The organism is Pseudomonas sp. LTJR-52 (assembly GCF_003691465.1).
In the GTDB taxonomy this organism is placed as follows: domain Bacteria; phylum Pseudomonadota; class Gammaproteobacteria; order Pseudomonadales; family Pseudomonadaceae; genus Chryseomonas; species Chryseomonas luteola.
Genome location: NZ_CP033105.1, coordinates 370655 through 391908, shown reverse-complemented (window position 1 = coordinate 391908; position 21254 = coordinate 370655). Strand labels below are relative to the sequence as shown.

Sequence of the window (21254 nt, the reverse complement as noted above, 5' to 3'; positions counted from 1 at the left end):
TGCAATGCGTTGATTTTCCACAGCTGTGTTGGAAATCTGCTGGTAACACAGCTTGTGTATATCTCAAAGATATACACAGTCGAGTTAACACATGTCTTCTCTTCCCTTGTTGAAAACACATCGTTTGCAGCTAAGGCCGTATGTCCCTGCCGATGCGCCTTTTCATTATCTGCTGGCTGACAATCCCGATATTGCTTCCATGACCGGGACGCTGCCCTCGCCTTATACCCTTGAACTGGCAGAGCACTGGATCTCCAATCATGAACGTTGGTTTATGGAAGGACGAAGCCTTAATCTGGCCGTTGTGCTTCAAGAACATGCTGCGTTGATTGGAACGATAAGCCTGAGCGGTTTTCGCTCTCCTCATCAAAAAGCTGGCTTGGCTTACTGGATAGGCAAAGCCCACTGGAATCAGGGCTACTGCAGCGAGGCAGCAAGGGCGGTAATTGAATATGGTTTTACTACGCTTGGACTCAATCGGATCTTCGGCGAGTGCTTCAAGCGAAATCGCGCATCTATCAGAGTGCTGGAAAAGCTAGGTATGAGCTATGAAGGGTGCCGGCGCGAAGATATGCACAAGGCAGAGCAATTCGAGGATGTGATGATGTATGGCTTGCTTCGAAAGGAATGGAAACAGACCGCTGTATAATGTTTCATCTGTGCATAAAAAAACCCGGTTATCCCGGGTTTTGTTTTTTGACCTGATCAACTATTAGTGGCGGGCCTGACTGGAGGGTCAGTCAACACTGAGTTATGCACAGGGGATATAGAGGCCAGCGCTTGATCGATAAAGAACTGACTACGGGTATTGAGGTCTACAATCGCACGGGGATCAGAGCCATTGGGCGATAGGGCCGGACCAATAATCACTTTGATGGTGCCGGGACGCTTGACCCAGCTCTTGTTTGGCCAGTATTCACCAGCGTTGTGAGCGATAGGCAGTACCGGCACGTTCAATGCACAAGCCAGCGCAGCGCCACCGCGAGAAAACTTGCCAGTCTCTCCCGGCGATACACGAGTACCTTGGGGAAAAATCAGTACCCAGCAGCCTTGCTTGATGTAGCGTCCGCCTTGTTCGGTAATCTGCTGAAGGGCAACCTTGCCATTGTTTCTATCGATAGCGATTGGCTTGAGCAAAGCAAAAGCCCAGCCGAAGAACGGTACCTTGAGCAACTCGCGCTTGATTACCTGCGAGGTGGGTTCAAACAGGGCAGACAGGAAAAAGGTTTCCCAGGTGCTCTGGTGGTTGGCAATAATGATGCAGGGTGTCTTGGGAATATTCTCAAGCCCTGAAATCTCATAACGGATACCGCAAACCACCTTGGCCAGCCAAACGGCAAAACCCGTCCAGGCCTTGACGATAAAGCGATAGCGCGCTCGATAGGAAAGCAGCGGAGCGACCAGCAGGGATACGCACGACCAGATGATACCGCTGGTGCCAAGGAGAATATAGAAGATCACAGTACGCAGGACGCGCATGGATTAGTCCTGTAGGAGATGTTGTACAACAGCCGCCAGATCGGGAAAGACCTGTGTTCCTTCCGGGAGCGGCTTCTGCAAGGTTCGCTCACCCTTCCCTGTTTTCACAAGGTAAGGCGTACAGCCCACGGCAATACCAGCAGTCAGATCACGCAGGCTGTCGCCGACCACAGGAACCCCGGTCAGGTCGGTCATGCCGTAATGCTGTGCCACCTGGCGGAACATACCCGGGCTTGGCTTGCGACAGTCACAGCCGTCATCCGGGCCGTGGGCGCAGTGAACGATCAGATCGACATGGCCGCCCTGCCCGCTCACCAGCTGCCTGAGCTTTGCGTGCATGGCCTCCAGTGTCTCGCCATCGAACAGCCCGCGCGAAATACCGGACTGGTTGGTGGCAATCGCCACCTTCCAGCCGGCTTGGCTCAATCGGGCCATGGCTTCGATACTGCCCGAGATCGGAATCCATTCCTCGACCGATTTAACAAACGCGTCGGAATCCTGATTGATGACGCCATCCCGGTCCAGCACGATCAGCTTCATATCGATCAACCCAGCAACGAGATATCGGCAATGCCCAGGAACAGCGCCCGTAGACGTGCCAGGAGCGCGTAGCGGTTTGCGCGGATATGCTCGTCTTCAGCGTTTACCAGTACCTGATCAAAGAAGCTATCGACCGGTTCACGCAGACTTGCCAGGCGGTTGAGTGCTTCGCGGTAGTTACGTGCCAGCGACAGCGGCTCGACGTTCTGCTCGGCATCAGTGATTGCTTCGAGCAATACCCGCTCGGCATCGTGTTCGAAGAGCTTGGCATCGACCTGGGCCAGTACCATGCCTTCGGCCTTGCCTAGAAGGTTGGATACACGCTTGTTGGCCGCTGCCAGCGAAGCGGCTTCCGGCAAGCCACGGAAAGCCTGAACGGCCTGCACTCGCTGATCAAAGTCAAGTGCCGAGTTGGGTTTCAGGGCGCGTACAGACAGATAGACTTCAGCGGCAACGCCTTCATCCTCATAGCGCGCGCGCAGGCGGTCAAAGATGAAATCCTGTACCTGCTGAGCCAGATCGCCCGCTTTGACCTTATCACCGTACAGTTCGATGGCCTTGTCGATCGCAGCCGGAATACTGAGGTCCAGCTGTTTTTCGATCAGGATGCGCAGCACACCCAGGGCCTGACGGCGCAGGGCGAACGGGTCCTTGCTACCGGTGGGCAGCATGCCGATGCCGAAGATACCAACCAAGGTATCGAACTTGTCTGCCAATGCAACAGCGGCGCCTGTAGCGGTACGAGGCAATTCAGCTCCTGCACCGCGGGGCATGTATTGTTCGTTCAACGCGTGCGCAACGTCTTCGGCTTCACCGCCATGCAGTGCATAGTAATAGCCGGCGACGCCCTGCATTTCAGGGAATTCACCTACCATTTCGGTAGCCAGATCGCACTTGGCCAGGATGCCTGCACGTGCTGCTTTTTCTACGTCGCTGCCCAGTTGTTCGGCGATGTATGCCGCCAGCTGGGAAACACGCTCGGACTTCTCATAGACAGTGCCAAGTTGAGCCTGGAAGACCACATTCTTCAATCGCTCGTTGAAGTGCTCCAGCGGCTGCTTCTTATCCTGTTTAAAAAAGAATTCGGCATCGGTCAGACGCGGGCGAACAACCTTCTCATTTCCAGAAACGATCTGGATTGGGTCCTTGCTTTCGACGTTTGCCACCGTGATGAAGCGCGGCAGAAGCTTGCCGTTGGCGTCCAGCAGGCAGAAGTACTTCTGGTTGTCCTGCATGGTAGCGATCAGTGCTTCCTGGGGAACCTCGAGGAAACGTTCCTCAAACGAGCACACCAGTGGTACCGGCCATTCGACCAGCGCGGTCACTTCATCCAGCAGATCCGCCGGCACAACGGCATTGCCCTGCTGTTCGGCGGCCAGTTCATTGACGCGGCGCTCGATCAACGCGCGACGTTCGGCAAAATCGGCCAGCACATAGGCTGCGCGAAGGTCTTCAGCATAGTTGGCAGGAGCCGTGATGTTTACGCTGCCTGGGCTATGGAAGCGGTGACCACGGGATTCGCGGCCGGCTTTCTGGGCCAGGATTTCGCAATCCAGTACGTTATTGCCAAACAGCATGACCAGCCATTGGGTTGGACGAACAAATTCTTCACGACGGGCGGCCCAGCGCATGCGCTTGGGAATAGGCAGTTCACTCAGGGAAGCTTCGACAATCCCGGGCAACAGGGTGCCGGCTGGTTGACCCTGAATTGTCTGGGAGAAACGAAGCTTCGGACCGCTACGGTCGATTTCGCTGATATCCACGCCGCACTTGCGGGCGAAACCCAGCGCCGCCTGTGTAGGGTTGCCGTCGGCATCAAAGGCTGCCTTGACCGGCGGGCCGTCCAGATTGACGCTGCGATCGGGTTGCTGCTCATCCAGCTGATTGACCAGTACGGCCAAACGGCGCGGTGCAGCGTAATAGCGGGCGCCGGTGTAGTTCAGCCCGGCCGCCTTGAGCCCTTTCTCGATACCGGCCAGGAAGGCTTCGCCCAGGTTCTTCAAGGCCTTGGGTGGCAGCTCTTCGGTGCCAAGTTCGACGAGGAAATCCTGGGCGCTCATTGTTCGGCCTCCTTGAGTTTGGCGAGTACTTCGTCACGCAATTCGGGCGTGGCCATGGGGAAGCCAAGGCGTGCACGGGCCTTGAGGTAGCTGTGTGCCACGGCGCGGGCCAGAGTACGGACGCGCAGGATATAGCGCTGGCGCTCGGTTACGGAGATAGCGCGACGGGCGTCCAGCAGGTTGAAGGTATGCGAGGCCTTCAGCACCATTTCATAGGTCGGCAATGGCAATTCGAGCTCAAGCAGGCGATTGGCTTCCGACTCATAAAAGTCGAACAGCTCGAACAGCTTGGGCACATTGGCATGTTCGAAGTTGTAGGTGGACTGTTCCACTTCGTTCTGGTGGAACACATCGCCATAGGTCACGGTACCGAATGGACCATCAGTCCAGATCAGGTCATAGACCGAGTCGACGCCCTGCAGGTACATGGCCAGACGTTCCAGGCCATAGGTAATCTCACCGGTCACCGGATAGCACTCGATGCCACCGGCCTGCTGGAAGTACGTGAATTGGGTAACTTCCATGCCGTTCAGCCAGACTTCCCAACCCAGACCCCAGGCACCCAGGGTAGGCGATTCCCAGTTGTCTTCCACGAAGCGGATGTCATGGACGAGCGGGTCAAGGCCGATGGCCTTCAGGGAGCCGAGGTAAAGCTCCTGGAAGTTTTCCGGGTTGGGCTTCAGGACTACCTGGAATTGGTAGTAGTGCTGCAGGCGGTTGGGGTTTTCGCCGTAGCGACCGTCGGTTGGACGGCGGCTGGGTTGTACGTAGGCGGCATTCCAGGTTTCCGGGCCGATGGCGCGAAGGAACGTGGCGGTATGGAACGTACCGGCGCCGACTTCCATGTCATAGGGCTGCAAAACAACGCAGCCCTGCTCCGCCCAGTAGTTTTGCAGGGCGAGGATCAGATCCTGGAAGGTGCGCACGGCGGGTGGAGTCGAAGTCACGGCGTTCACCTGTGCTGGAGACGGTAAAAGTCAGGCAGTATAACCGATTAGACTCGGATGATATTTAGGTGAACAGCCTGTTCTGACCATTAGGGAGCCCTCATGCCGCGTTGCTACTGGTGTACTGACGATCCGCTGTATATCGCTTACCACGATCAGGAGTGGGGAATACCGCTGAAAGATCCGCAGCGGCTGTTCGAGTTGCTGGTGCTAGAAGGCTTCCAGGCGGGATTATCGTGGATCACGATTCTGAAAAAACGCGCCCGCTATCGTGAGGTGCTGTTCGGTTTCGACCCTGGGCGACTGGCGGCCATGACAAATGAGGAGATTGAGATACGCATGCAGGATGCAGGCATCATTCGCAACCGGATGAAGCTCAAGGCTGCCCGGCAAAACGCCCAGGCGTGGCTGCGCCTGGAGGATCCGGTGACGTTTCTCTGGTCGTTCGTCGGTGGTGAGCCAAAGATCAACCATTTCCGCGATCGCAGCGAGGTCCCTGCCATCACGCCTGAGGCCGAGGCCATGAGCAAGGCGCTCAGGAAGGCAGGCTTCACGTTTGTCGGCCCGACCATCTGTTATGCCTATATGCAGGCCGCCGGGCTAGTGATGGATCACACGACGGACTGCGACCGTTACGCCGTGTTGTGTGGTGATCAGATGCCGAAAGGCTGATCAGCCCCGGCGTGCGGCAGTACAATAGTGGATTTTATGCTTGTGGGAGTTGCTCTTGGAAAAGCTCAAAGGCGCGCTGATTGTCGGCTTTTTGCGTCTGTTGGCCCTATTGCCTTGGTCCATGGTTCAGCGGCTGGGCTCCTTCATTGGCTGGTGCATGTGGAAACTGCCGACACGTGCCGGCAAGGTGACCCGCATCAATCTGGCCCATTGTTATCCAGAGCTTGAGGGCGAAGCGCTGGAGCACTTCTCCAAGGAGTGCCTGGCTGGTATCGGCAAGACCCTGACCGAAAGCGCCTGTGCCTGGATCTGGCCAGCAGAGCGCTCGCTCAAGCTGATTCGTGAAGTGGAAGGCATGGACGTGCTGCAGGAGGCATTGGCTTCAGGCGATGGCCTGGTGGGCATTACCAGCCATCTGGGTAACTGGGAGTTGCTCAACCACTTTTATTGCTCCCATGCCAAGCCGATCATTTTCTACCGTCCGCCCAAGCTGAAAGCAGTGGATGAGCTCCTGAAGAAACAGCGGGTTCAACTGGGCAACCGTGTGGCACCTTCTACCCCGGAAGGCATCATCAGTGTGATCAAGGAGGTGCGTCGGGGCGGCGCTGTGGGTATTCCGGCCGATCCCGAGCCCAGCCGAAGTGCGGGGCTGTTCGTGCCCTTCCTCGGCACTACGGCGCTGACCAGCAAATTTGTGCCGTCGCTGTTGGCCAAGGGTAAGGCGCGGGGGGTGTTCTTCCATGCGGTGCGCCTGCCGGATGGCAGTGGCTACAAGGTGATTCTCGAGGCTGCTCCACCGGAAATGTATGACAAGGATCCGGAAGTGTCCGTGGCCGCCATGAGCAAGGCGCTGGAGCGTTACGTCAGTACCTATCCTACGCAATACATGTGGAGCATGAAGCGCTTCAAGAACCGCCCGGATGGCGAGCCTCGCTGGTACTGAGCGTATTCCATGCATTTGTGTGGTCAATCATTCATATCCAGCCAAGTGTGATGCCTGGTCTGTTCGGGTTCAGACCAGGCCTTGATACAGGCAAACCGTCTTACTGATCGAGAGCAGCAGGTGAAATTCTCAATTCCCAAAATTGCTACAGCACCCTTCTGTCCCTCCGAGGTCAGTGGGTCGGTGACTGTCACGCCCGGTGCCCCCTTCTGGCGCAAGGCTTTCCAGTTTGCAGGTCCGGGTCTTCTGGTCTCGATCGGTTACATGGATCCTGGCAACTGGGCGACCGCCATCGAGGCAGGCTCCCGCTTTGGCTACAGCCTCTTGTTTGTGGTGTTGCTGGCCAGCCTGGCCGGCATGGTGGTTCAGTGCCTATGTGCGCGTCTGGGGCTTGCCACTGGCCGCGATCTGGCGCAGCTCTCTCGCGAGCGATACAGCCCGCGGACAGCCAAGACGCACTGGGCATTGGCACAGATATCCATCATCGCCACCGATCTGGCAGAGGTGCTGGGATGCGCGTTGGCATTTCATCTGCTGCTTGGGTGCTCGCTAACCACGGGGATCATCCTGACGGCTTTCGATACCTTGTTGATCCTGAGCTTGCAGCGTCGGGGGTTCCGTCAGTTGGAAGCTATCATGCTGGGGCTGGCCGCCACGATTGGTATCTGCTTCTTTATCGAGCTGATGCTGGTCAATCCATTCTGGCCCGACGTGGCGAAAGGCTTCGTACCGTCCTGGGAGGCGATCGCTCATCAGGAGCCCTTGTATCTGGCGATCGGCATCCTGGGCGCGACCGTCATGCCGCACAATCTTTACCTGCATTCTTCGGTGGTGCAGACACGTCTGGTGGCCAAGGATCAGGCCAGCCGACTGGAGGCCATTCGGCTGGCGCGTTTCGATACCATCGGCTCGCTGGCACTGGCCCTGCTGATCAATGCGGCGATCCTGATTCTGGCCGCTTCGGCATTCCATCGTACCGGCCATACGGATGTGGTCGAGATTCAGGATGCGTACCACCTGCTCGATCCGCTGGTTGGCGGTGCGCTCGCCAGCATTCTGTTTGGTGTGGCGCTGCTGGCTTCGGGACAAAGCTCGACCTTTACCGGGACGGTAGCCGGACAGGTCATCCTAGAAGGGTATCTGCAACTCAAGATTCCCTGCTGGCAGCAGCGATTGGCCACACGCGCCATGGCCCTGGTCCCGGCGCTGATTGGCGTGTGGTGGCTGGGTGAGGGTTCCGTGGGCAAGCTATTGGTGCTGAGTCAGGTTGTCCTGAGTCTGCAGCTTCCCTTTGCGCTCTACCCGCTCATTCGCATGACGAGCGATACGAAACTCATGGGCCCTTTTGCTAATCGCACCTATACCAAGCTGCTGGCCTGGTTTCTGTTCGGTATCATCAGTCTCGCCAACCTGTGGCTTCTGGTGCAGTGGTTATTCTGATGACAGACAGAAAAGCAGTAAGTAGGAGAGCCTGATGGGTATCAATCAGAGACGCCACCCCCGTGTAGCCATGAAGTGCCGGTTGCGCATTACGCACCCGGAGTTTGGCGAGCTGATCTGCCAGACGCGTGATCTTTCCGACGGTGGCGTCTATGTGCAGCACGAGATGCTGACGGAGTGGCCTGTGGGAACGCGGGTACAGGGACAGGTGCTGGACCTGCCCATCGAGGCACCTGTTGTCGACATGGAGTTGATGCGTGTGGATGCGCTCGGTGCAGGCTTTCGCTTTCTATGAGGGTAAGCCCTGCGTTGGCTTAGCCCTTCTTCTTGCCCAGGCGCTTCAGGAAAACCGTCATTTCCTTTTCCGACTGCTTATCGCCCTTGGTCTGCGCAGCAGTCAGGCCTGACTGCCAGGCCGCGCGGGCACCTTCACTGTCTCCCTGCTGTTCCAGGGCCTTGCCGAGCAGCTTCCAGGCGGCCGAATAAGTGGCATCCTGCTCTACGCAGCGTTGAAGATGTATAGCGGCCTGCGTGGCATTTCCGGCATCCAGATAGCCCTTGCCCAGCCCGAAACGCAACATGGGGTTATCCATGCCTTTGGCTAGCATGTTTTCCAATGATTCGAGCATGGGCATTTCCTCTTATTTGGCGATCTTGATCAGCTTGGCGTAGTAGAACCCGTCATGGCCATTTTCCTGGGGAAGTAACTGCCGGCCGTGGGGCTGTTTGATTCCCCAAGGGGCTGGAATATCCAACTCTCGAGCACCCGGTGTTCGGGCTAGAAACGCGCCGATGTTGTCGGTATTTTCGACCGGCATTACCGAGCACGTGGCGTACAGCAGAATGCCTCCCACCTCCAGCGTAGGCCAGAGTGCATCCAGGAGTTCGGCCTGCAGTTGGGCCAAGGCTGGGATATCTTCGGGTTTGCGGGTGAGCTTGATGTCGGGATGACGACGGATAACTCCAGTGGCTGAACAGGGTGCATCCAACAGGATGCGCTGGAACGGTTTGCCGTCCCACCAGCTGTCCACCGCACGGCCATCGGCAGCGATCAGGTTGGCAGAGAGATTGAGGCGGCTAAGGTTTTCACGCACACGTACCAGGCGCGATGCTTCCGCGTCGATCGCCACAACCTCTGCCAGCCGCTCTTCCCGCTCAAGGATATGGCACGTCTTGCCGCCCGGTGCGCAGCAGGCATCCAGGACACGTTGACCTGGGGCCAGCTCCAACAGCAGGGCTGACAGCTGCGCAGCTTCATCCTGAACGCTGACGCGTCCCTCGGCAAAGCCCGGCAGGGTTTTAACGTCCTGAGCGACCACCAGGCGAATACCGTCCTCGCTGTAGGCGCAGGCTTCGGCCTCGATACCGGCGGCGACCAGTTCAGCCAGGTAGGCATCGCGCGTTCCCAGGCGATGGTTTACCCGCAGCATAAGCGGCGGATGCAAATTGTTGGCGTGGCAGATCGCCTCCCACTGCTCCGGCCAGCGGGCCTTGAGTTCTTTCTGTAGCCAGCGCGGATGCGACAGCCGGGCAGCCGGATCACGCTCAAGACCTGCCAGCAGATCTTCGCCTTCGCGCTGGGCACGGCGCAGCACTGCATTGAGCAGGCTTTTTGCCCAAGGTTTTTTAAGCTTGTCCGCGCAGCCTACTGTTTCACCTAAAGCTGCATGGGCAGGCACGCGGGTGTAAAAAAGCTGATACAGACCAACCAGCAGCAGCGCTTCCACGTCGCGATCAGCTGCCTTGAACGGTTTTTGCAACAGCTTCTCGGCTAGCAGAGCCAACCGGGGTTGCCAACGCGCCGTGCCAAAAGCCAACTCCTGCACCAGCGCCCGATCTCGCGGATCAACCTTGTCCTGTTGGGCTGGCAGGCTGCTACCCAGCGAGGCGCGGCCTGCCAGCACGGCAGCCAGTGCCCGAGCCGCAGCAAGACGGGGATTAAGACTCATAAGCCAAGTACCTGACCTTCGGCAAAGCGCTCACGGCGGGCATTGAACAAGTCAGCAAACGTAAGCGGTTTACCGCCAGGAAACTGTATACGCGTTAACAGCAACGCGCCTTCACCACAGGCAACCCGTAAGCCTTCACGGCTGGCCTCCAGAATCTCACCTGGCTGTCCGTTACCGTCTACTACTGTTGCTGCGTAGATTTTCACGCCCTCTCCCGCCAAGGTGCTGTGGCATAACGGCCATGGGTTGAAGGCACGAATCAGCCGTTCCAGATCGACAGCAGGACGACTCCAGTCCAGCTTGGCTTCTTCCTTATTAAGCTTATGAGCATAGGTTGCCAAGGCATCATCTTGCAGTTTGTCTGGCAACGTACCGGCTGCCAGCGCAGGAATGGCTTCGACAACCGCTTCTGCGCCGAGTAAGGCGAGACGATCATGTAAGCTGCCACCGGTGTCCTCGGCGGTAATCGGTGTGCTTACCTTGCTCAGCATGGGACCGGTATCCAGGCCCGCTTCCATCCGCATGACCGTGACGCCCGTTTCGGTATCGCCCGCTTCGATGGCACGTTGAATTGGCGCAGCCCCTCGCCAGCGAGGCAATAGCGAGGCATGGCTGTTAATGCAGCCCAGGCGCGGAATATCCAGGACAGCTTGAGGCAGAATCAACCCATAGGCTACGACGATCAGAAGATCAGGCTTAAGGGCTGCAAGCTCTGCCTGTGCATCAGCGTTGCGTAGCGTCTGAGGTTGATACACCGGAATATTGTGAGATTCCGCCAGCTGCTTGACGGGACTCATCGCCAGTTTCTGCCCTCGTCCGGCTGGGCGGTCAGGTTGTGTATACACGGCGGCTATCGAGTAGCCTACCCTTAACAAGGCATGCAGATGGCGGGCGGCAAATTCTGGTGTACCAGCAAAGACAATACGCAACGGTTGAGTCATGGGGCTCTCATGGATCAGTACAAGGCAGCAACTGCTCGCTACTATAAAGACGAGTCTTGCATAGGATAGAGGTCTTGGCACCAGAATGAAAAAGGCCTGCTGCTGCAGGCCTTTTCAGAGCGATCAGGCGTTCTGCTGGATACGGTGCTGCTTTTCCAGCTTTTTCTTGATGCGGTCACGCTTGAGCGAGGACAGATAGTCCACAAACAGCTTACCGTTGAGGTGGTCGACCTCATGCTGGATGCACACAGCCAGCAGACCTTCACAGATCATCTCGAACGGCTCGCCGTTACGATCAAGGGCATTCACCTTGACGCGCTCGGGCCGCTCTACTTTCTCGTAGAAGCCCGGCACGGACAGGCAGCCTTCCTGGTACTCGCCCAGATCCTGGGTCAGGGGTTCCAGTTTGGGGTTGATGAACACGAGCGGCTGACTCTTGTCTTCACTGATATCGATGACGATCAGCTGCTTGTGAACATTGACTTGGGTAGCGGCCAATCCTATGCCAGGTGCTTCGTACATGGTTTCGAACATGTCATCGATCACCTGACGAAGGGCATCGTCCACCTCCGCAACCGGCTTGGCGATAGTACGCAAGCGGGGATCAGGGAATTCTAGGATATTTAAAAGGGCCATGATGTGTGTGAAGCACGTGTGGAATAAATTCGAAAGGCACTGCTAAGATGCAGCAGCGTTGATTTAACAGCCCCGCCAGGGAGTGATTGGGGCATTCCCTCAGGGTTTTTTTGCATATTGCACATAGTAAAGGGATTCACCGGATGAGGAAATCGTTGTTCGCCCTGTTGCTGGTGGCGGCTAGCAGTTGGGTGCAGGCCGACGTACAGCTGCGCCAAGGGCATCCAGACAGTTACACGGTGGTGCGCGGCGATACCCTTTGGGATATTTCCGGCAAGTTTTTGAGCAAGCCCTGGCAGTGGCCAGAAATATGGCATGCCAACCCACAGGTCGAAAACCCGCATTTGATCTATCCCGGCGATAGACTGAGTCTTGTCTACGTGGACGGGCAGCCTCGGCTGATGCTCAACCGTGGCGAGTCCCGCGGCACGATCAAACTGTCGCCTACCATCCGGTCGACACCGATTACCGAAGCGATACCGACGATTCCGCTGGAGGCCATCAACAGCTTCCTGCTGTCGAACCGTGTGATCGATGATGCCAATCAATTCAGGAACGCCCCCTATATCGTGGCCGGCAATGCCGAGCGTGTTGTCAGTGGCGCCGGTGATCGAGTCTACGCACGTGGCCACTTCACCGAGGACCAGCCTGCCTACAGTATTTATCGGCAGGGAAAAGCGTATAAAGATCCCCAGACCGAAGAATTTCTGGGCATAAACGCCGATTATATCGGTAGCGGCGACAAGGTGACTTCTGAAGGCGACATGACCACGCTGGTGCTCAGCCGCTCCAATGAAGAGGTTCGCCTGGGCGATCGCCTTTTCCCCACCGAGCAGCGTGTCGTCAACTCGACCTTTATGCCCAGTGCACCCGACAGGGACATCAACGGAATCATTCTTGATGTTCCGCGTGGTGTTACCCAGATCGGCCAGTTCGATGTGGTCATCATCAACAAGGGTATGCGCGACGGGTTGGTCGAAGGCAACGTACTGGCTGTCTACAAGACCGGCGAAACCGTACGCGACCGGGTAACAGGTGATAACGTCAAGGTGCCCGACGAGCGCTCTGGTCTGCTGATGATCTTTCGCACCTATGACAAGCTCAGCTATGGCCTGGTCCTGAATGCGACTCGTCAGCTCTCGGTTCTGGACAAGGTCCGTAACCCCTAAATAGTCACACTGGCGCAGCCTTTCAAGGGGTGCGCCACGATCAAGGATGATCGTATGTCGTTTTCTTCTCCGGCGGAGCTTGAAGCCCGCCTGCGTCTGCATAACCTCCCTGAGATTGGTCCGCGCCGCTTTCACCATCTGATTCATGCCTTTGGCAGTGCTTCGGCAGCGCTCAGTGCGCCGGCTTCCGCCTGGCAGGCATTGGGTATTCCGGGCGTTTGCGCAGACGCCCGCCGTACCGCTGAAACCCGTGAACGTGCAGCCCATGCTCTCGCCTGGCTAGAAGGTGAACATCACCATGTGGTGTGTTGGGATGATCCCCGCTATTCCGCACTACTGGCCGAAACCAAGGGGGCGCCGCCTCTGCTCTATTTAGCGGGAGCCGTGGAACTGCTGGAGAGGCCCCAGCTCGCCCTGGTCGGCAGCCGCCAGGCAAGTGCTTATGGGCTCGATAACGCTCGCCGGTTTTCCAGAAGCCTTGCGGCGGCAGGTTTCTGCGTAACCAGTGGCCTTGCGCTCGGTGTCGATGGTGCAGCTCACGAAGGTGCGCTGGAAGCCAGCGGCGCTACGATTGCTGTATTGGGCACAGGACTTGAGCGACTCTATCCTCGTCGCCATATCAGCCTTGCTCGTCGTATCGTTGAGCACGGTGGCGCGCTGGTGTCAGAGTTACCCTTGGATGCAGCACCCAACGCCGCCAACTTTCCGCGGCGTAACCGTATTATCAGCGGGCTTTCACTCGGTGTACTGGTGGTTGAGGCGAGTCCTTCGAGCGGCTCCCTGATCACAGCGCGGCTGGCAGCAGAGCAAGGACGTGAAGTGTTTGCCATTCCCGGCTCGATTCATCATCCAGGCGCACGTGGCTGCCATCAGCTGGTCCGTGAGGGAGCGCAACTGGTCGAGAGTATCGAACATATTCTGGAATCGCTCAGAGGCTGGCAGGCACCGTTTGGACAGTCGTCCCTGCCGTTGATGAATGAGCCTGAACCAGCAGATGTTCCACGTGAAACGCATCCTTTGCTGGACGTGCTGAGGGCTTCCCCCCAGAACAGCGAGACGCTTGCCCAGCTCAGCGGTTACGAGGTTTCTCATTTGCTGGCTGAGCTGACGGAGCTTGAGCTGGATGGCCGTGTGGCCCGTGAAAATGGACTTTGGGTCTATCGAGCGTGACGGGTCAGTCTCGGTTAAACTCGTGATCTTTTTATGGACAGGAGTGAACCGATGCTCAGCTGCTGGCGCGTTCAATATGCTGCTCACGTCATACGTCACGGCGGTGTAATCGCCTACCCGACCGAGGCAGTCTGGGGCCTGGGATGTGATCCCTGGGATGCGGCTGCGGTCTATCGGTTGCTGCGTATCAAGCAGCGCCCGCTGGAAAAAGGTTTGATTGTAGTGGCCGACAACATCAGGCAGTTCGATTTCCTGCTGCATGATCTGCCCAAGGAATGGAAGGACAAACTGTCGAGCACATGGCCGGGGCCCAATACTTGGCTGGTGCCGCACCAGAACCGCTTGCCGGGCTGGGTGACGGGTGTGCATCAAACGGTAGCGTTGCGTGTGACTGACCACCCTCTGGTGCGTGAACTGTGTGCCTTGAGCGGCCCAATCATTTCTACCTCCGCCAACCCGGCGGGACGTCCGGCCGCCCGTTCACGGCTTAAGGTTGAGCAGTATTTTTCCGGAGAGCTGGACGCCGTGCTGGGCGGTGCGCTGGGTGGTCGCAGAAGCCCCAGCGTTATCCGCGATCTGGAAACAGGTCAGGTCTTTCGTCCCTGATAGTAGAGCTGACCTCTATGGCTAAATGGTCAGCTCTGGGGTTCGTCAACAAGCATATGACGGACCCGGTTGGCCAGCTCATCGATCAGGAAAGGCTTGCCGATTATGTCGGTACCTTCAGTCAGACTACCCTTGGGCTGGACGGCTTCGCCCGCATAGCCGGTCATGAAGAGAATCTTCAATGTCGGACGTGACGCTCGTGCCCGCTCGGCCAGTTGCGTACCGCTCATGCCGGGTAGCCCTACATCGGTAATCAGTAGATCCACCGGCGCTTCGGATTCCAGGATAGCCAGGGCCTCATGTGCATGGTGAGTATCCTGGGCCGCGTACCCCAACTCATTGAGTACTTCGACCACGAGCAGGCGAACGGCCGAGTCATCACCCACGACCAGAATAGACTCGCCGTTTCCTGGTGCTACGACTGCTTCGACTTCCTCTTGATCCAGAGACTCGGCTTGAAGTGCACGGGGGAAATACAGGGTAATCGTTGTGCCTTGCCCTACTTCGCTTTGCAAGGTGACATGGCCGCCGGACTGTTTGACGAAACCATAGATCATCGACAGACCCAGGCCTGTGCCCTGCCCGATGGGCTTGGTAGTAAAGAACGGGTCGAAGGCCTTGGCTACGACCTCCGGACTCATGCCGGTCCCGCTGTCCCGTACCGTTAGCGTGACGTAGTGACCTGGATTCAGATCTTCCAGCGGATGGGTTGCCTCATTGAAAAAATGGCCTGTCTTGAGTACCAAGGTGCCCCCGTCAGGCATTGCATCGCGCGCGTTGATGACCAGGTTCAATAGGGCGTTTTCCAGCTGGTTGGTATCCGACAAGGCATGCCAGAGATGGGGATGCAGTTGGGTGATGATTTCGATGTGCTCGCCGAGGGTTCGCCGGACCAGATCTTCCAGGGAAGTGACGAGGGCATTCAGATCGATGGGTTGAGGATCGAGTGTCTGACGACGAGCAAAGGCCAGCAGGCGCTGCGTCAATGTGGCAGCACGATGAGCCGAGACACTCGCGGCCTCCATGTAGCGCTCCAGCCCTTGAAGCTGCTGGCTGCCAATTCGGCGCTTCATGATTTCAAGCGAACCAATAATGCCAGTCAGCAGGTTATTAAAGTCATGGGCAATACCGCCGGTGAGTTGCCCGACCGCTTCCATCTTCTGAGACTGGCGTAGGGCTTCCTCGGTCTGCTTGAGCATGACCGCCGCCTCTACTTCAGCTGTGACATCCCGCGCAAAGACATAAACCTGTCCATCCTTGTCGGCCGTGGCCTTCCAATCGATCCAATGCCATTCGCCTGAGCGGGCTCGGTAGCGGCTGCGAAGGCCATTGATCGTCTCGCCGATCGGGAGCTGTCGAAAATGCTGTGTGGGCGATGGATCGTCGGGATACTCGAGTCGGGAAGGCTCAAATGCCAGCAGCTCCGATTGGGGCCAGCCCAGCTGGCGCGTCCAGGCCGGGTTCAGGCTTTGCCAGCGCTCACGCGCGAACACACCCAAGAGATCGTCAGACAGTGCCCAGGTGCGGTCGCGTTCGGCGGTTCGTTCGGCAACCCGTTGCTCCAGGGTTTCGTTCAGTTGGCGCAAACGCTGCTCGACCTGGCGAATCTCGGTGATGTCGGTGTGCACGCCTACCCATTCGACAATAACGCCCTCTTCGAGAACCGGAATGGCCCTAACTGAGAAGATCCGCCATTTGCCGTTCTGGCAACGCACGCGCTGTTCGTCGTGAAAGGTCTTACGTCCACGTAGAGCAGCACGCCACCGCTTGAGCGAGCGAGGCGCATCTTCGGGATGCAGCGCGCGGGTCCAGCCCGTGCCTTGGTATTCCTCATACGTCTGACCCGTCAGGGCACTCCAGGCGGGCTGTTCTCCAATCATGCGGCCCTTGGCGTTGTTGGTCCACAGCACCCCCTGAACCGCATCGACTGCGGCGCGGAACCGCTGGTTGGACAGGTGCAGCGACGCTTCGGCCTGCTTGCGCTGGGTAATGTCCACAACCACGGCACTGACATACTGAGGCATGCCCTCCGCATCGTGGGCCAGCGAGACGTGCAGGCTGGTCCAGACATGGGAGCCATCCGGCCGCATATAGCGCTTGTCGACCAGATAGGACTCCCCCGTCTTGAACATCTGTTGGGTCAGCACCTTGCTGGTCTTGCGATCTGACGGATGCGTCAGTGCATCGACATTGCTGCCGATCAACTCTTCTTCGGAGCGCCCGAGAATATCGCAATAGCGTGCATTGACGAGCACAATCGTGCCGTTGAGGTCCGTCTGGCAGATACCGACCGCAGCCTGGTTGATCAACGTGAACAGGCGGTTGGTACGGTCCTGCAGGGTGGCTTCGGCCTGAAGCCGATCTTCGATATCGATGGAAACAGTCACCGAGGCGATGACCTCGCCTTCGGAATTACGCACGGGCGCGCTGGAAACTTCAAATGTGCGAACGGTCCCGTCCGCGCGCCGATAGATCATGGGCTCCGGTGGTATGGGATTTCCAGAGGAAAGCGCTCGTACCGTCGGGTAGTCCTCAATGGCGTAGGGTCGGCCATCAGGATGAACCGCTCCCAGATGCTTGTAGCGATGCAGACTCTCCCCGCCCGGTGTAATGCCAAGTTGGTTCTGAATCTGCTTGTTCAGCATCAACGAGCGCCCGGTGCCCGCTTCGGAGATGGAGATACCCAGAGGGGCCTGCTCCAGGACGCTGGTCAGCAAGCCACTTTCGAGTTGTAGCCGGGCTTGGCTCTGGTGAAGTTGATCCTGTGTCCTGGCCTTTTCGATAGCGACCGACGCGAACTGCGCCAACTGCACCACAATGGCTTCGTCCGCCTCATCGAACTCACCTGTGAACTTATCCGAAAGCTGGATCAGACCCAGATTGGTGCCCTGATGGCTGATCAACGGGACCGCCAGCCAACCGCGCATGGGTGGATGTTCATTGACATAGGTGCCAAAGTTCTTCCAGCGCGTATGCGCTTCCAACTCGGCCTGGGTCATGCGCACGGGCTGATTGGTCTCGCAGACCATGGCATAGATGCCACCGCCGCTGGGCAGGGCGTCGAGATGGCGCCACTTCGCGTATTTCTCGGAAAGCGACACGCTGGTGATGGATTGGCTCCAGTCTTCACCCTGGGTCATGCTGACTACGGATTGGTGAGCCCCAACGATCAGGCGGGCCTGCTCGGTAATGGCGTCCACGGTGGTTTTCATGTCGGGCGCCGAGGTAATCGCCCGCGTTGCTTCGGCCAATGCCTTGAGCTGGGTCACGCGGCGGCTGAGCGTGTCAGTCAGATGATCGCGGTCGCGCTCGGTATGCAGGGATTGGGTTCGATCCCGCAGGGTCAGCAGAAAGCCGAGATGAAGGTCGTTTTTCATGAGCGGTACGGTTCGCGCACTTCCCCAGAACTGCGTGCCGTCGCGGCGTACATACCAGCGCTGGCTGTTCACATGACCTTTCGCTCGGGCCGTTTGCCGTTCCTGATGAAGAATGGGACCGATGAGGTCTTCGGCGTTGAGCAGGAACTCTACAGTCTTCCCGACCGCCTCGGCCTCGCTCCAGCCGAACAGCGTCTGGGCACCGGCATTCCAGCTGGTCAGTCGCCCGTCCAGGTCCGTGGTAATGATGGCGTAATCCGTAGCGCTGTCGAGGATCGCAGCGAGGAGGGCTTGATGAGGCATACGATCGACACAGGCTCCAAATCAGCGGTACTACGGAGGAGGCAAGCCAGGCTAGCCTCCTTTCCTGCAATTATGACCGTTCCAGGATCAGAACGGTTGACCCCGTTGTTTCGCGGCCTGCCAGAGCACGTTGCGCCTGGGCGGCTTCGGATAACGGGTAGCGTTGGTTGATCTCGATCTTGAGCGTACCGTTGGCGACCAGGCCGAAGAGTTCGTCTGCCATGGATTGCAGCCGTTCTGGCGTATCGGCATAGCCTGCCAGGGACGGACGTGTGACAAACAGCGAGCCTTTCTGGTTCAAGATCGCCAGGTTGACCCCTGTCACAGCGCCAGACGAATTTCCAAAACTGACCATCAGGCCACGCGGTGAGATGCAGTCCAGCGACGCCTCCCAGGTATCCTTGCCGACACTGTCATAAACGACCGGACACTTCCTGCCATTGGTCAGCTCAAGGACTCGCTTGGCGATATCCTCTTCCTTGTAATTGATTGTCTCCCAGGCGCCCAGGCGACGGGCATGCTCGGCCTTGGCCGCAGAGCCCACAGTGCCGATCACGCGCACACCCAGCGATTTTGCCCACTGACAGGCCAGGGAGCCGACGCCGCCCGCAGCGGCATGAAACAGGATGGTTTCGCCCGCTTCGACACGATAGGTCTGGCGCAGCAGGTACTGGACGGTCAGCCCCTTGAGCATGACCGCTGCCGCTTGCTCAAAGCTGACGCTTGCTGGCAGGTGAACCAGATTACGCTCCGGCAGGGTGTGGACCTCGGCATAGGCGCCCAGCGGGCCGGTGGCATAGGCAACCCGATCTCCAACCTTGAACCGCGTTACGCCACTGCCGATGGATTCGACGATCCCTGCGCCTTCACTGCCCAGCCCGGATGGCAAAGTACCAAGGGGATACAGGCCGCCCCGGTAGTAGGTATCGATAAAATTGAGTCCGATGGCCTCATTGCGGACACGTACCTCGTTCGGCCCTGGTTCGGCAGGTGTGAAATCGACATATTCGAGCACTTCCGGGCCGCCGGTGCGGCTGAACTGGATACGTTTTGCCATGGGGATTTCCTTGTAAGAATAGTGGCTGAACCTTAATCCAATCCCTTGCAGAGGCCTGCGTCAACCGGCAAAGCACCCTCCGGTGGTATGATTCAGGACTTTCTTTACCCTGCCCTACTCCAGGTGATGACCGTGAAAGACCGAATCGAAGCCGTAAAGGCATACCTGCTCGATCTACAGGATCGCATCTGCCAGTCCTTGGAAGCGGAGGATGGTCATGCCCGGTTCATGGAGGAGGCCTGGACACGCCCTACCGGCGGCGGTGGTCGTACGCGTGTGATTGGTGAAGGTGCCGTCATCGAAAAAGGCGGTGTGAACTTTTCTCATGTCCACGGCGACAGCATGCCGCCTTCGGCCAGCGCCCATCGTCCTGAGCTGGCAGGTCGTAGTTTCGAGGCCATGGGCGTCTCGCTGGTGATCCACCCTGAAAACCCGAATGTACCCACCTCCCACGCCAATGTGCGTTTCTTCATCGCTGAAAAAGACGGTGAAGAACCGGTCTGGTGGTTTGGCGGCGGTCTGGATCTGACGCCTTATTATGGTAACGAGGAAGACTGTATCCACTGGCACCGGGTGGCACGGGATGCCTGTGTACCATTCGGTGAAGACGTCTACCCGCGTTACAAAGCCTGGTGTGATCGTTACTTCCAGATCAAGCATCGCAACGAGCCGCGTGGAATCGGTGGCCTGTTCTTCGATGATCTGAACGAGTGGGACTTCGAGACCAGCTTTGCCTTTCTGCGGGCTATTGGCGATGCCTACCTGAACGCCTACCTGCCGATTGTACAGCGTCGTCGGAACGAGCCTTTTACCGAAGCACAGCGCGAGTTCCAGGCCTATCGTCGCGGCCGCTACGTGGAGTTCAACCTGGTCTATGACCGCGGCACCCTGTTCGGTCTGCAATCGGGAGGCCGTACCGAGTCGATCCTGATGTCCCTGCCACCCATCGTGCGTTGGGGATATGACTGGAAGCCGGCGCCCGGTAGCGAAGAGGCTCGTTTGACCGAGTACTTCCTGACCGACCGTGACTGGTTGGCTGATACCTGATACCGACCCATTGATCTTTGCTTCAAGGACATTCCATGGACCGTTATGCCGTCATTGGCAACCCTGTCGCCCATAGCAAGTCGCCTGCCATTCATAGCCGCTTTGCCGAGCAGACAGGACAGGCCATGCGCTACGACACCTGGCTTGCGCCGCTTGGCGAGTTCGAGCGCAGCGCGCGTGAGTTTTTTGCCAATGCGGCAGGCGCTAATGTGACGGTCCCGTTCAAAGAGGATGCCTTTCGATTTGCCGATGAGCTGACTGAGCGTGCCCGACGTGCCGGTGCGGTCAATACGCTAAAGAAGCGGAAAGACGGGACCTTTCTGGGCGACAACACTGACGGTGCCGGACTGGTTCGTGATCTGACGGTCAATGCAGGCCTGTCCCTGACTGGCAAGCGTATCCTCATCCTGGGCGCTGGTGGTGCCGTACGTGGCGTGTTGGAGCCTATCCTGGCGGAGCGGCCTGCCGCTCTGGTCATTGCCAATCGGACCGAGAGCAAGGCCATACAACTGGCGCGTGAATTTGCAGTGCTGGGAATGATCGAGGCGGCAGCGTTCAACCTTGAGGCGGAGCCGTTCGACCTGATCGTCAATGGCACTGCTGCCAGCCTTTCCGGCGATGTTCCCCCTATCACCCCTGCCCTGGTCCGCGCTGGGGTAACCGTTACTTACGACATGATGTACAGCAAGGAGCCAACGCCCTTCTGTTGTTGGTCAACCACACACGGCGCAGTACAAGCCCTGGATGGTCTGGGTATGCTGGTTGAGCAGGCTGCCGAAGCATTTTACCTTTGGCGCGGCATACGGCCGGAGAGCGGCCCGGTATTGCATGAACTCAGACAGCAGCTAGCGGCGTCCTGATTAGAGCATTGCGTCCTCTGGATAGCTTTATTAAGAGACCTGCTGCTGACGCATGTGG

Annotated in this window: 20 protein-coding genes; 10 read left to right on the top strand and 10 right to left on the bottom strand. The window is 58.0% G+C overall.

Translation table 11 applies throughout. The features are described from left to right. Positions 1–91 precede the first annotated feature (91 nt). The gene (locus EAW52_RS01895; RefSeq protein ID WP_122041209.1) at positions 92–649 is read left to right on the top strand and encodes a GNAT family N-acetyltransferase; all 558 of its coding nucleotides are present in this window, start codon (positions 92–94) and stop codon (positions 647–649) included. Between the two features lie 56 nt (positions 650–705). Here EAW52_RS01895 and EAW52_RS01890 read toward each other — a convergent pair whose 3' ends face one another. The 4 genes from EAW52_RS01890 to glyQ are packed head-to-tail and all read right to left on the bottom strand — an operon-like array spanning position 706 to position 5026. Beyond that, positions 706–1479 (bottom strand): 1-acyl-sn-glycerol-3-phosphate acyltransferase, encoded by a 774-nt coding sequence (locus tag EAW52_RS01890; protein ID WP_122041208.1) that lies wholly within the window; start codon positions 1477–1479, stop codon positions 706–708. A gap of 3 nt (positions 1480–1482) precedes the next feature. Next, positions 1483–2019 carry a D-glycero-beta-D-manno-heptose 1,7-bisphosphate 7-phosphatase gene (gmhB, locus tag EAW52_RS01885; protein ID WP_122041207.1) on the bottom strand — a complete coding sequence of 179 codons (537 nt, stop codon included), beginning with the start codon at positions 2017–2019 and terminating at the stop codon, positions 1483–1485. Between the two features lie 5 nt (positions 2020–2024). Continuing rightward, positions 2025–4079 (bottom strand): glycine--tRNA ligase subunit beta, encoded by a 2055-nt coding sequence (gene glyS / locus EAW52_RS01880; RefSeq protein ID WP_122041206.1) that lies wholly within the window; start codon positions 4077–4079, stop codon positions 2025–2027. Then, the gene (gene glyQ / locus EAW52_RS01875; RefSeq protein ID WP_026004032.1) at positions 4076–5026 is read right to left on the bottom strand and encodes a glycine--tRNA ligase subunit alpha; all 951 of its coding nucleotides are present in this window, start codon (positions 5024–5026) and stop codon (positions 4076–4078) included. Before glyQ ends, glyS begins: the two co-directional genes overlap by 4 nt. A gap of 102 nt (positions 5027–5128) precedes the next feature. Here glyQ and EAW52_RS01870 point away from each other — a divergent pair, with 102 nt between their 5' ends. From EAW52_RS01870 to EAW52_RS01855, 4 genes are all read left to right on the top strand, one after another. Then, positions 5129–5698 carry a DNA-3-methyladenine glycosylase I gene (locus EAW52_RS01870; RefSeq protein ID WP_122041205.1) on the top strand — a complete coding sequence of 190 codons (570 nt, stop codon included), beginning with the start codon at positions 5129–5131 and terminating at the stop codon, positions 5696–5698. A 55-nt stretch (positions 5699–5753) separates the two neighbouring features. Then, on the top strand, positions 5754–6641 hold the full coding sequence (locus EAW52_RS01865) for a lysophospholipid acyltransferase (RefSeq protein ID WP_122044697.1): 888 nt from the start codon (positions 5754–5756) through the stop codon (positions 6639–6641). A gap of 120 nt (positions 6642–6761) precedes the next feature. Beyond that, positions 6762–8081: an Nramp family divalent metal transporter gene (locus EAW52_RS01860; protein ID WP_019366487.1), complete on the top strand. Its 1320-nt coding sequence runs from the start codon at positions 6762–6764 to the stop codon at positions 8079–8081. 34 nt (positions 8082–8115) lie between these two features. Continuing rightward, a complete protein-coding gene (locus EAW52_RS01855; protein ID WP_122041204.1) occupies positions 8116–8376 on the top strand; it encodes a PilZ domain-containing protein in 261 nt (86 codons plus the stop codon). 19 nt (positions 8377–8395) lie between these two features. Here EAW52_RS01855 and EAW52_RS01850 read toward each other — a convergent pair whose 3' ends face one another. The 4 genes from EAW52_RS01850 to def form a co-directional block, all read right to left on the bottom strand. Beyond that, the gene (locus EAW52_RS01850; protein WP_122041203.1) at positions 8396–8710 is read right to left on the bottom strand and encodes a tetratricopeptide repeat protein; all 315 of its coding nucleotides are present in this window, start codon (positions 8708–8710) and stop codon (positions 8396–8398) included. A gap of 12 nt (positions 8711–8722) precedes the next feature. After that, positions 8723–10030 (bottom strand): 16S rRNA (cytosine(967)-C(5))-methyltransferase RsmB, encoded by a 1308-nt coding sequence (rsmB, locus tag EAW52_RS01845; protein ID WP_122041202.1) that lies wholly within the window; start codon positions 10028–10030, stop codon positions 8723–8725. Further along, positions 10027–10971 (bottom strand): methionyl-tRNA formyltransferase, encoded by a 945-nt coding sequence (gene fmt / locus EAW52_RS01840; RefSeq protein ID WP_122041201.1) that lies wholly within the window; start codon positions 10969–10971, stop codon positions 10027–10029. Before fmt ends, rsmB begins: the two co-directional genes overlap by 4 nt. Positions 10972–11094: 123 nt before the next feature. Then, positions 11095–11607: a peptide deformylase gene (def, locus tag EAW52_RS01835; protein WP_010796360.1), complete on the bottom strand. Its 513-nt coding sequence runs from the start codon at positions 11605–11607 to the stop codon at positions 11095–11097. Positions 11608–11750: 143 nt separating this feature from the next. On the opposite strand from def, the gene EAW52_RS01830 reads away from it, so the two are divergent. From EAW52_RS01830 to EAW52_RS01820, 3 genes are read left to right on the top strand one after another with little or no spacing between them, the layout of a single operon-like run. After that, on the top strand, positions 11751–12776 hold the full coding sequence (locus tag EAW52_RS01830; RefSeq protein WP_122041200.1) for a LysM peptidoglycan-binding domain-containing protein: 1026 nt from the start codon (positions 11751–11753) through the stop codon (positions 12774–12776). Positions 12777–12830: 54 nt separating this feature from the next. Further along, positions 12831–13946, top strand: a complete 1116-nt coding sequence (gene dprA, locus EAW52_RS01825; protein WP_122041199.1) for a DNA-processing protein DprA — start codon at positions 12831–12833, stop codon at positions 13944–13946. Positions 13947–13997: 51 nt separating this feature from the next. Then, positions 13998–14552 carry an L-threonylcarbamoyladenylate synthase gene (locus EAW52_RS01820; protein WP_010796363.1) on the top strand — a complete coding sequence of 185 codons (555 nt, stop codon included), beginning with the start codon at positions 13998–14000 and terminating at the stop codon, positions 14550–14552. 29 nt (positions 14553–14581) lie between these two features. Here the strand turns inward: EAW52_RS01820 and EAW52_RS01815 are convergent, their stop codons facing one another. Continuing rightward, a complete protein-coding gene (locus EAW52_RS01815) occupies positions 14582–18232 on the bottom strand; it encodes a PAS domain S-box protein (protein WP_122041198.1) in 3651 nt (1216 codons plus the stop codon). 70 nt (positions 18233–18302) lie between these two features. Continuing rightward, on the bottom strand, positions 18303–19289 hold the full coding sequence (locus EAW52_RS01810; RefSeq protein WP_122041197.1) for an NADPH:quinone reductase: 987 nt from the start codon (positions 19287–19289) through the stop codon (positions 18303–18305). A gap of 132 nt (positions 19290–19421) precedes the next feature. On the opposite strand from EAW52_RS01810, the gene hemF reads away from it, so the two are divergent. Both hemF and aroE read left to right on the top strand, forming a co-directional pair. Beyond that, positions 19422–20336, top strand: a complete 915-nt coding sequence (hemF, locus tag EAW52_RS01805) for an oxygen-dependent coproporphyrinogen oxidase (RefSeq protein WP_026004033.1) — start codon at positions 19422–19424, stop codon at positions 20334–20336. Positions 20337–20371: 35 nt separating this feature from the next. Beyond that, positions 20372–21196, top strand: coding sequence for a shikimate dehydrogenase (aroE, locus tag EAW52_RS01800; RefSeq protein ID WP_122041196.1), 825 nt, complete (start codon positions 20372–20374; stop codon positions 21194–21196). Positions 21197–21254: the final 58 nt, after the last annotated feature.

Coding starts and splice junctions, on each gene's coding strand:
- EAW52_RS01830 (WP_122041200.1), top strand. CDS start 11,751: ATGAGGAAATCGTTGTTCGCCCTGTTGCTGGTGGCGGCTAGCAGTTGG.
- rsmB (WP_122041202.1), bottom strand. CDS start 10,030: ATGAGTCTTAATCCCCGTCTTGCTGCGGCTCGGGCACTGGCTGCCGTG.
- EAW52_RS01895 (WP_122041209.1), top strand. CDS start 92: ATGTCTTCTCTTCCCTTGTTGAAAACACATCGTTTGCAGCTAAGGCCG.
- gmhB (WP_122041207.1), bottom strand. CDS start 2,019: ATGAAGCTGATCGTGCTGGACCGGGATGGCGTCATCAATCAGGATTCC.
- EAW52_RS01890 (WP_122041208.1), bottom strand. CDS start 1,479: ATGCGCGTCCTGCGTACTGTGATCTTCTATATTCTCCTTGGCACCAGC.
- EAW52_RS01810 (WP_122041197.1), bottom strand. CDS start 19,289: ATGGCAAAACGTATCCAGTTCAGCCGCACCGGCGGCCCGGAAGTGCTC.
- fmt (WP_122041201.1), bottom strand. CDS start 10,971: ATGACTCAACCGTTGCGTATTGTCTTTGCTGGTACACCAGAATTTGCC.
- def (WP_010796360.1), bottom strand. CDS start 11,607: ATGGCCCTTTTAAATATCCTAGAATTCCCTGATCCCCGCTTGCGTACT.
- EAW52_RS01855 (WP_122041204.1), top strand. CDS start 8,116: ATGGGTATCAATCAGAGACGCCACCCCCGTGTAGCCATGAAGTGCCGG.
- EAW52_RS01870 (WP_122041205.1), top strand. CDS start 5,129: ATGCCGCGTTGCTACTGGTGTACTGACGATCCGCTGTATATCGCTTAC.
- EAW52_RS01820 (WP_010796363.1), top strand. CDS start 13,998: ATGCTCAGCTGCTGGCGCGTTCAATATGCTGCTCACGTCATACGTCAC.
- EAW52_RS01850 (WP_122041203.1), bottom strand. CDS start 8,710: ATGCTCGAATCATTGGAAAACATGCTAGCCAAAGGCATGGATAACCCC.
- dprA (WP_122041199.1), top strand. CDS start 12,831: ATGTCGTTTTCTTCTCCGGCGGAGCTTGAAGCCCGCCTGCGTCTGCAT.
- EAW52_RS01815 (WP_122041198.1), bottom strand. CDS start 18,232: ATGCCTCATCAAGCCCTCCTCGCTGCGATCCTCGACAGCGCTACGGAT.
- aroE (WP_122041196.1), top strand. CDS start 20,372: ATGGACCGTTATGCCGTCATTGGCAACCCTGTCGCCCATAGCAAGTCG.
- glyS (WP_122041206.1), bottom strand. CDS start 4,079: ATGAGCGCCCAGGATTTCCTCGTCGAACTTGGCACCGAAGAGCTGCCA.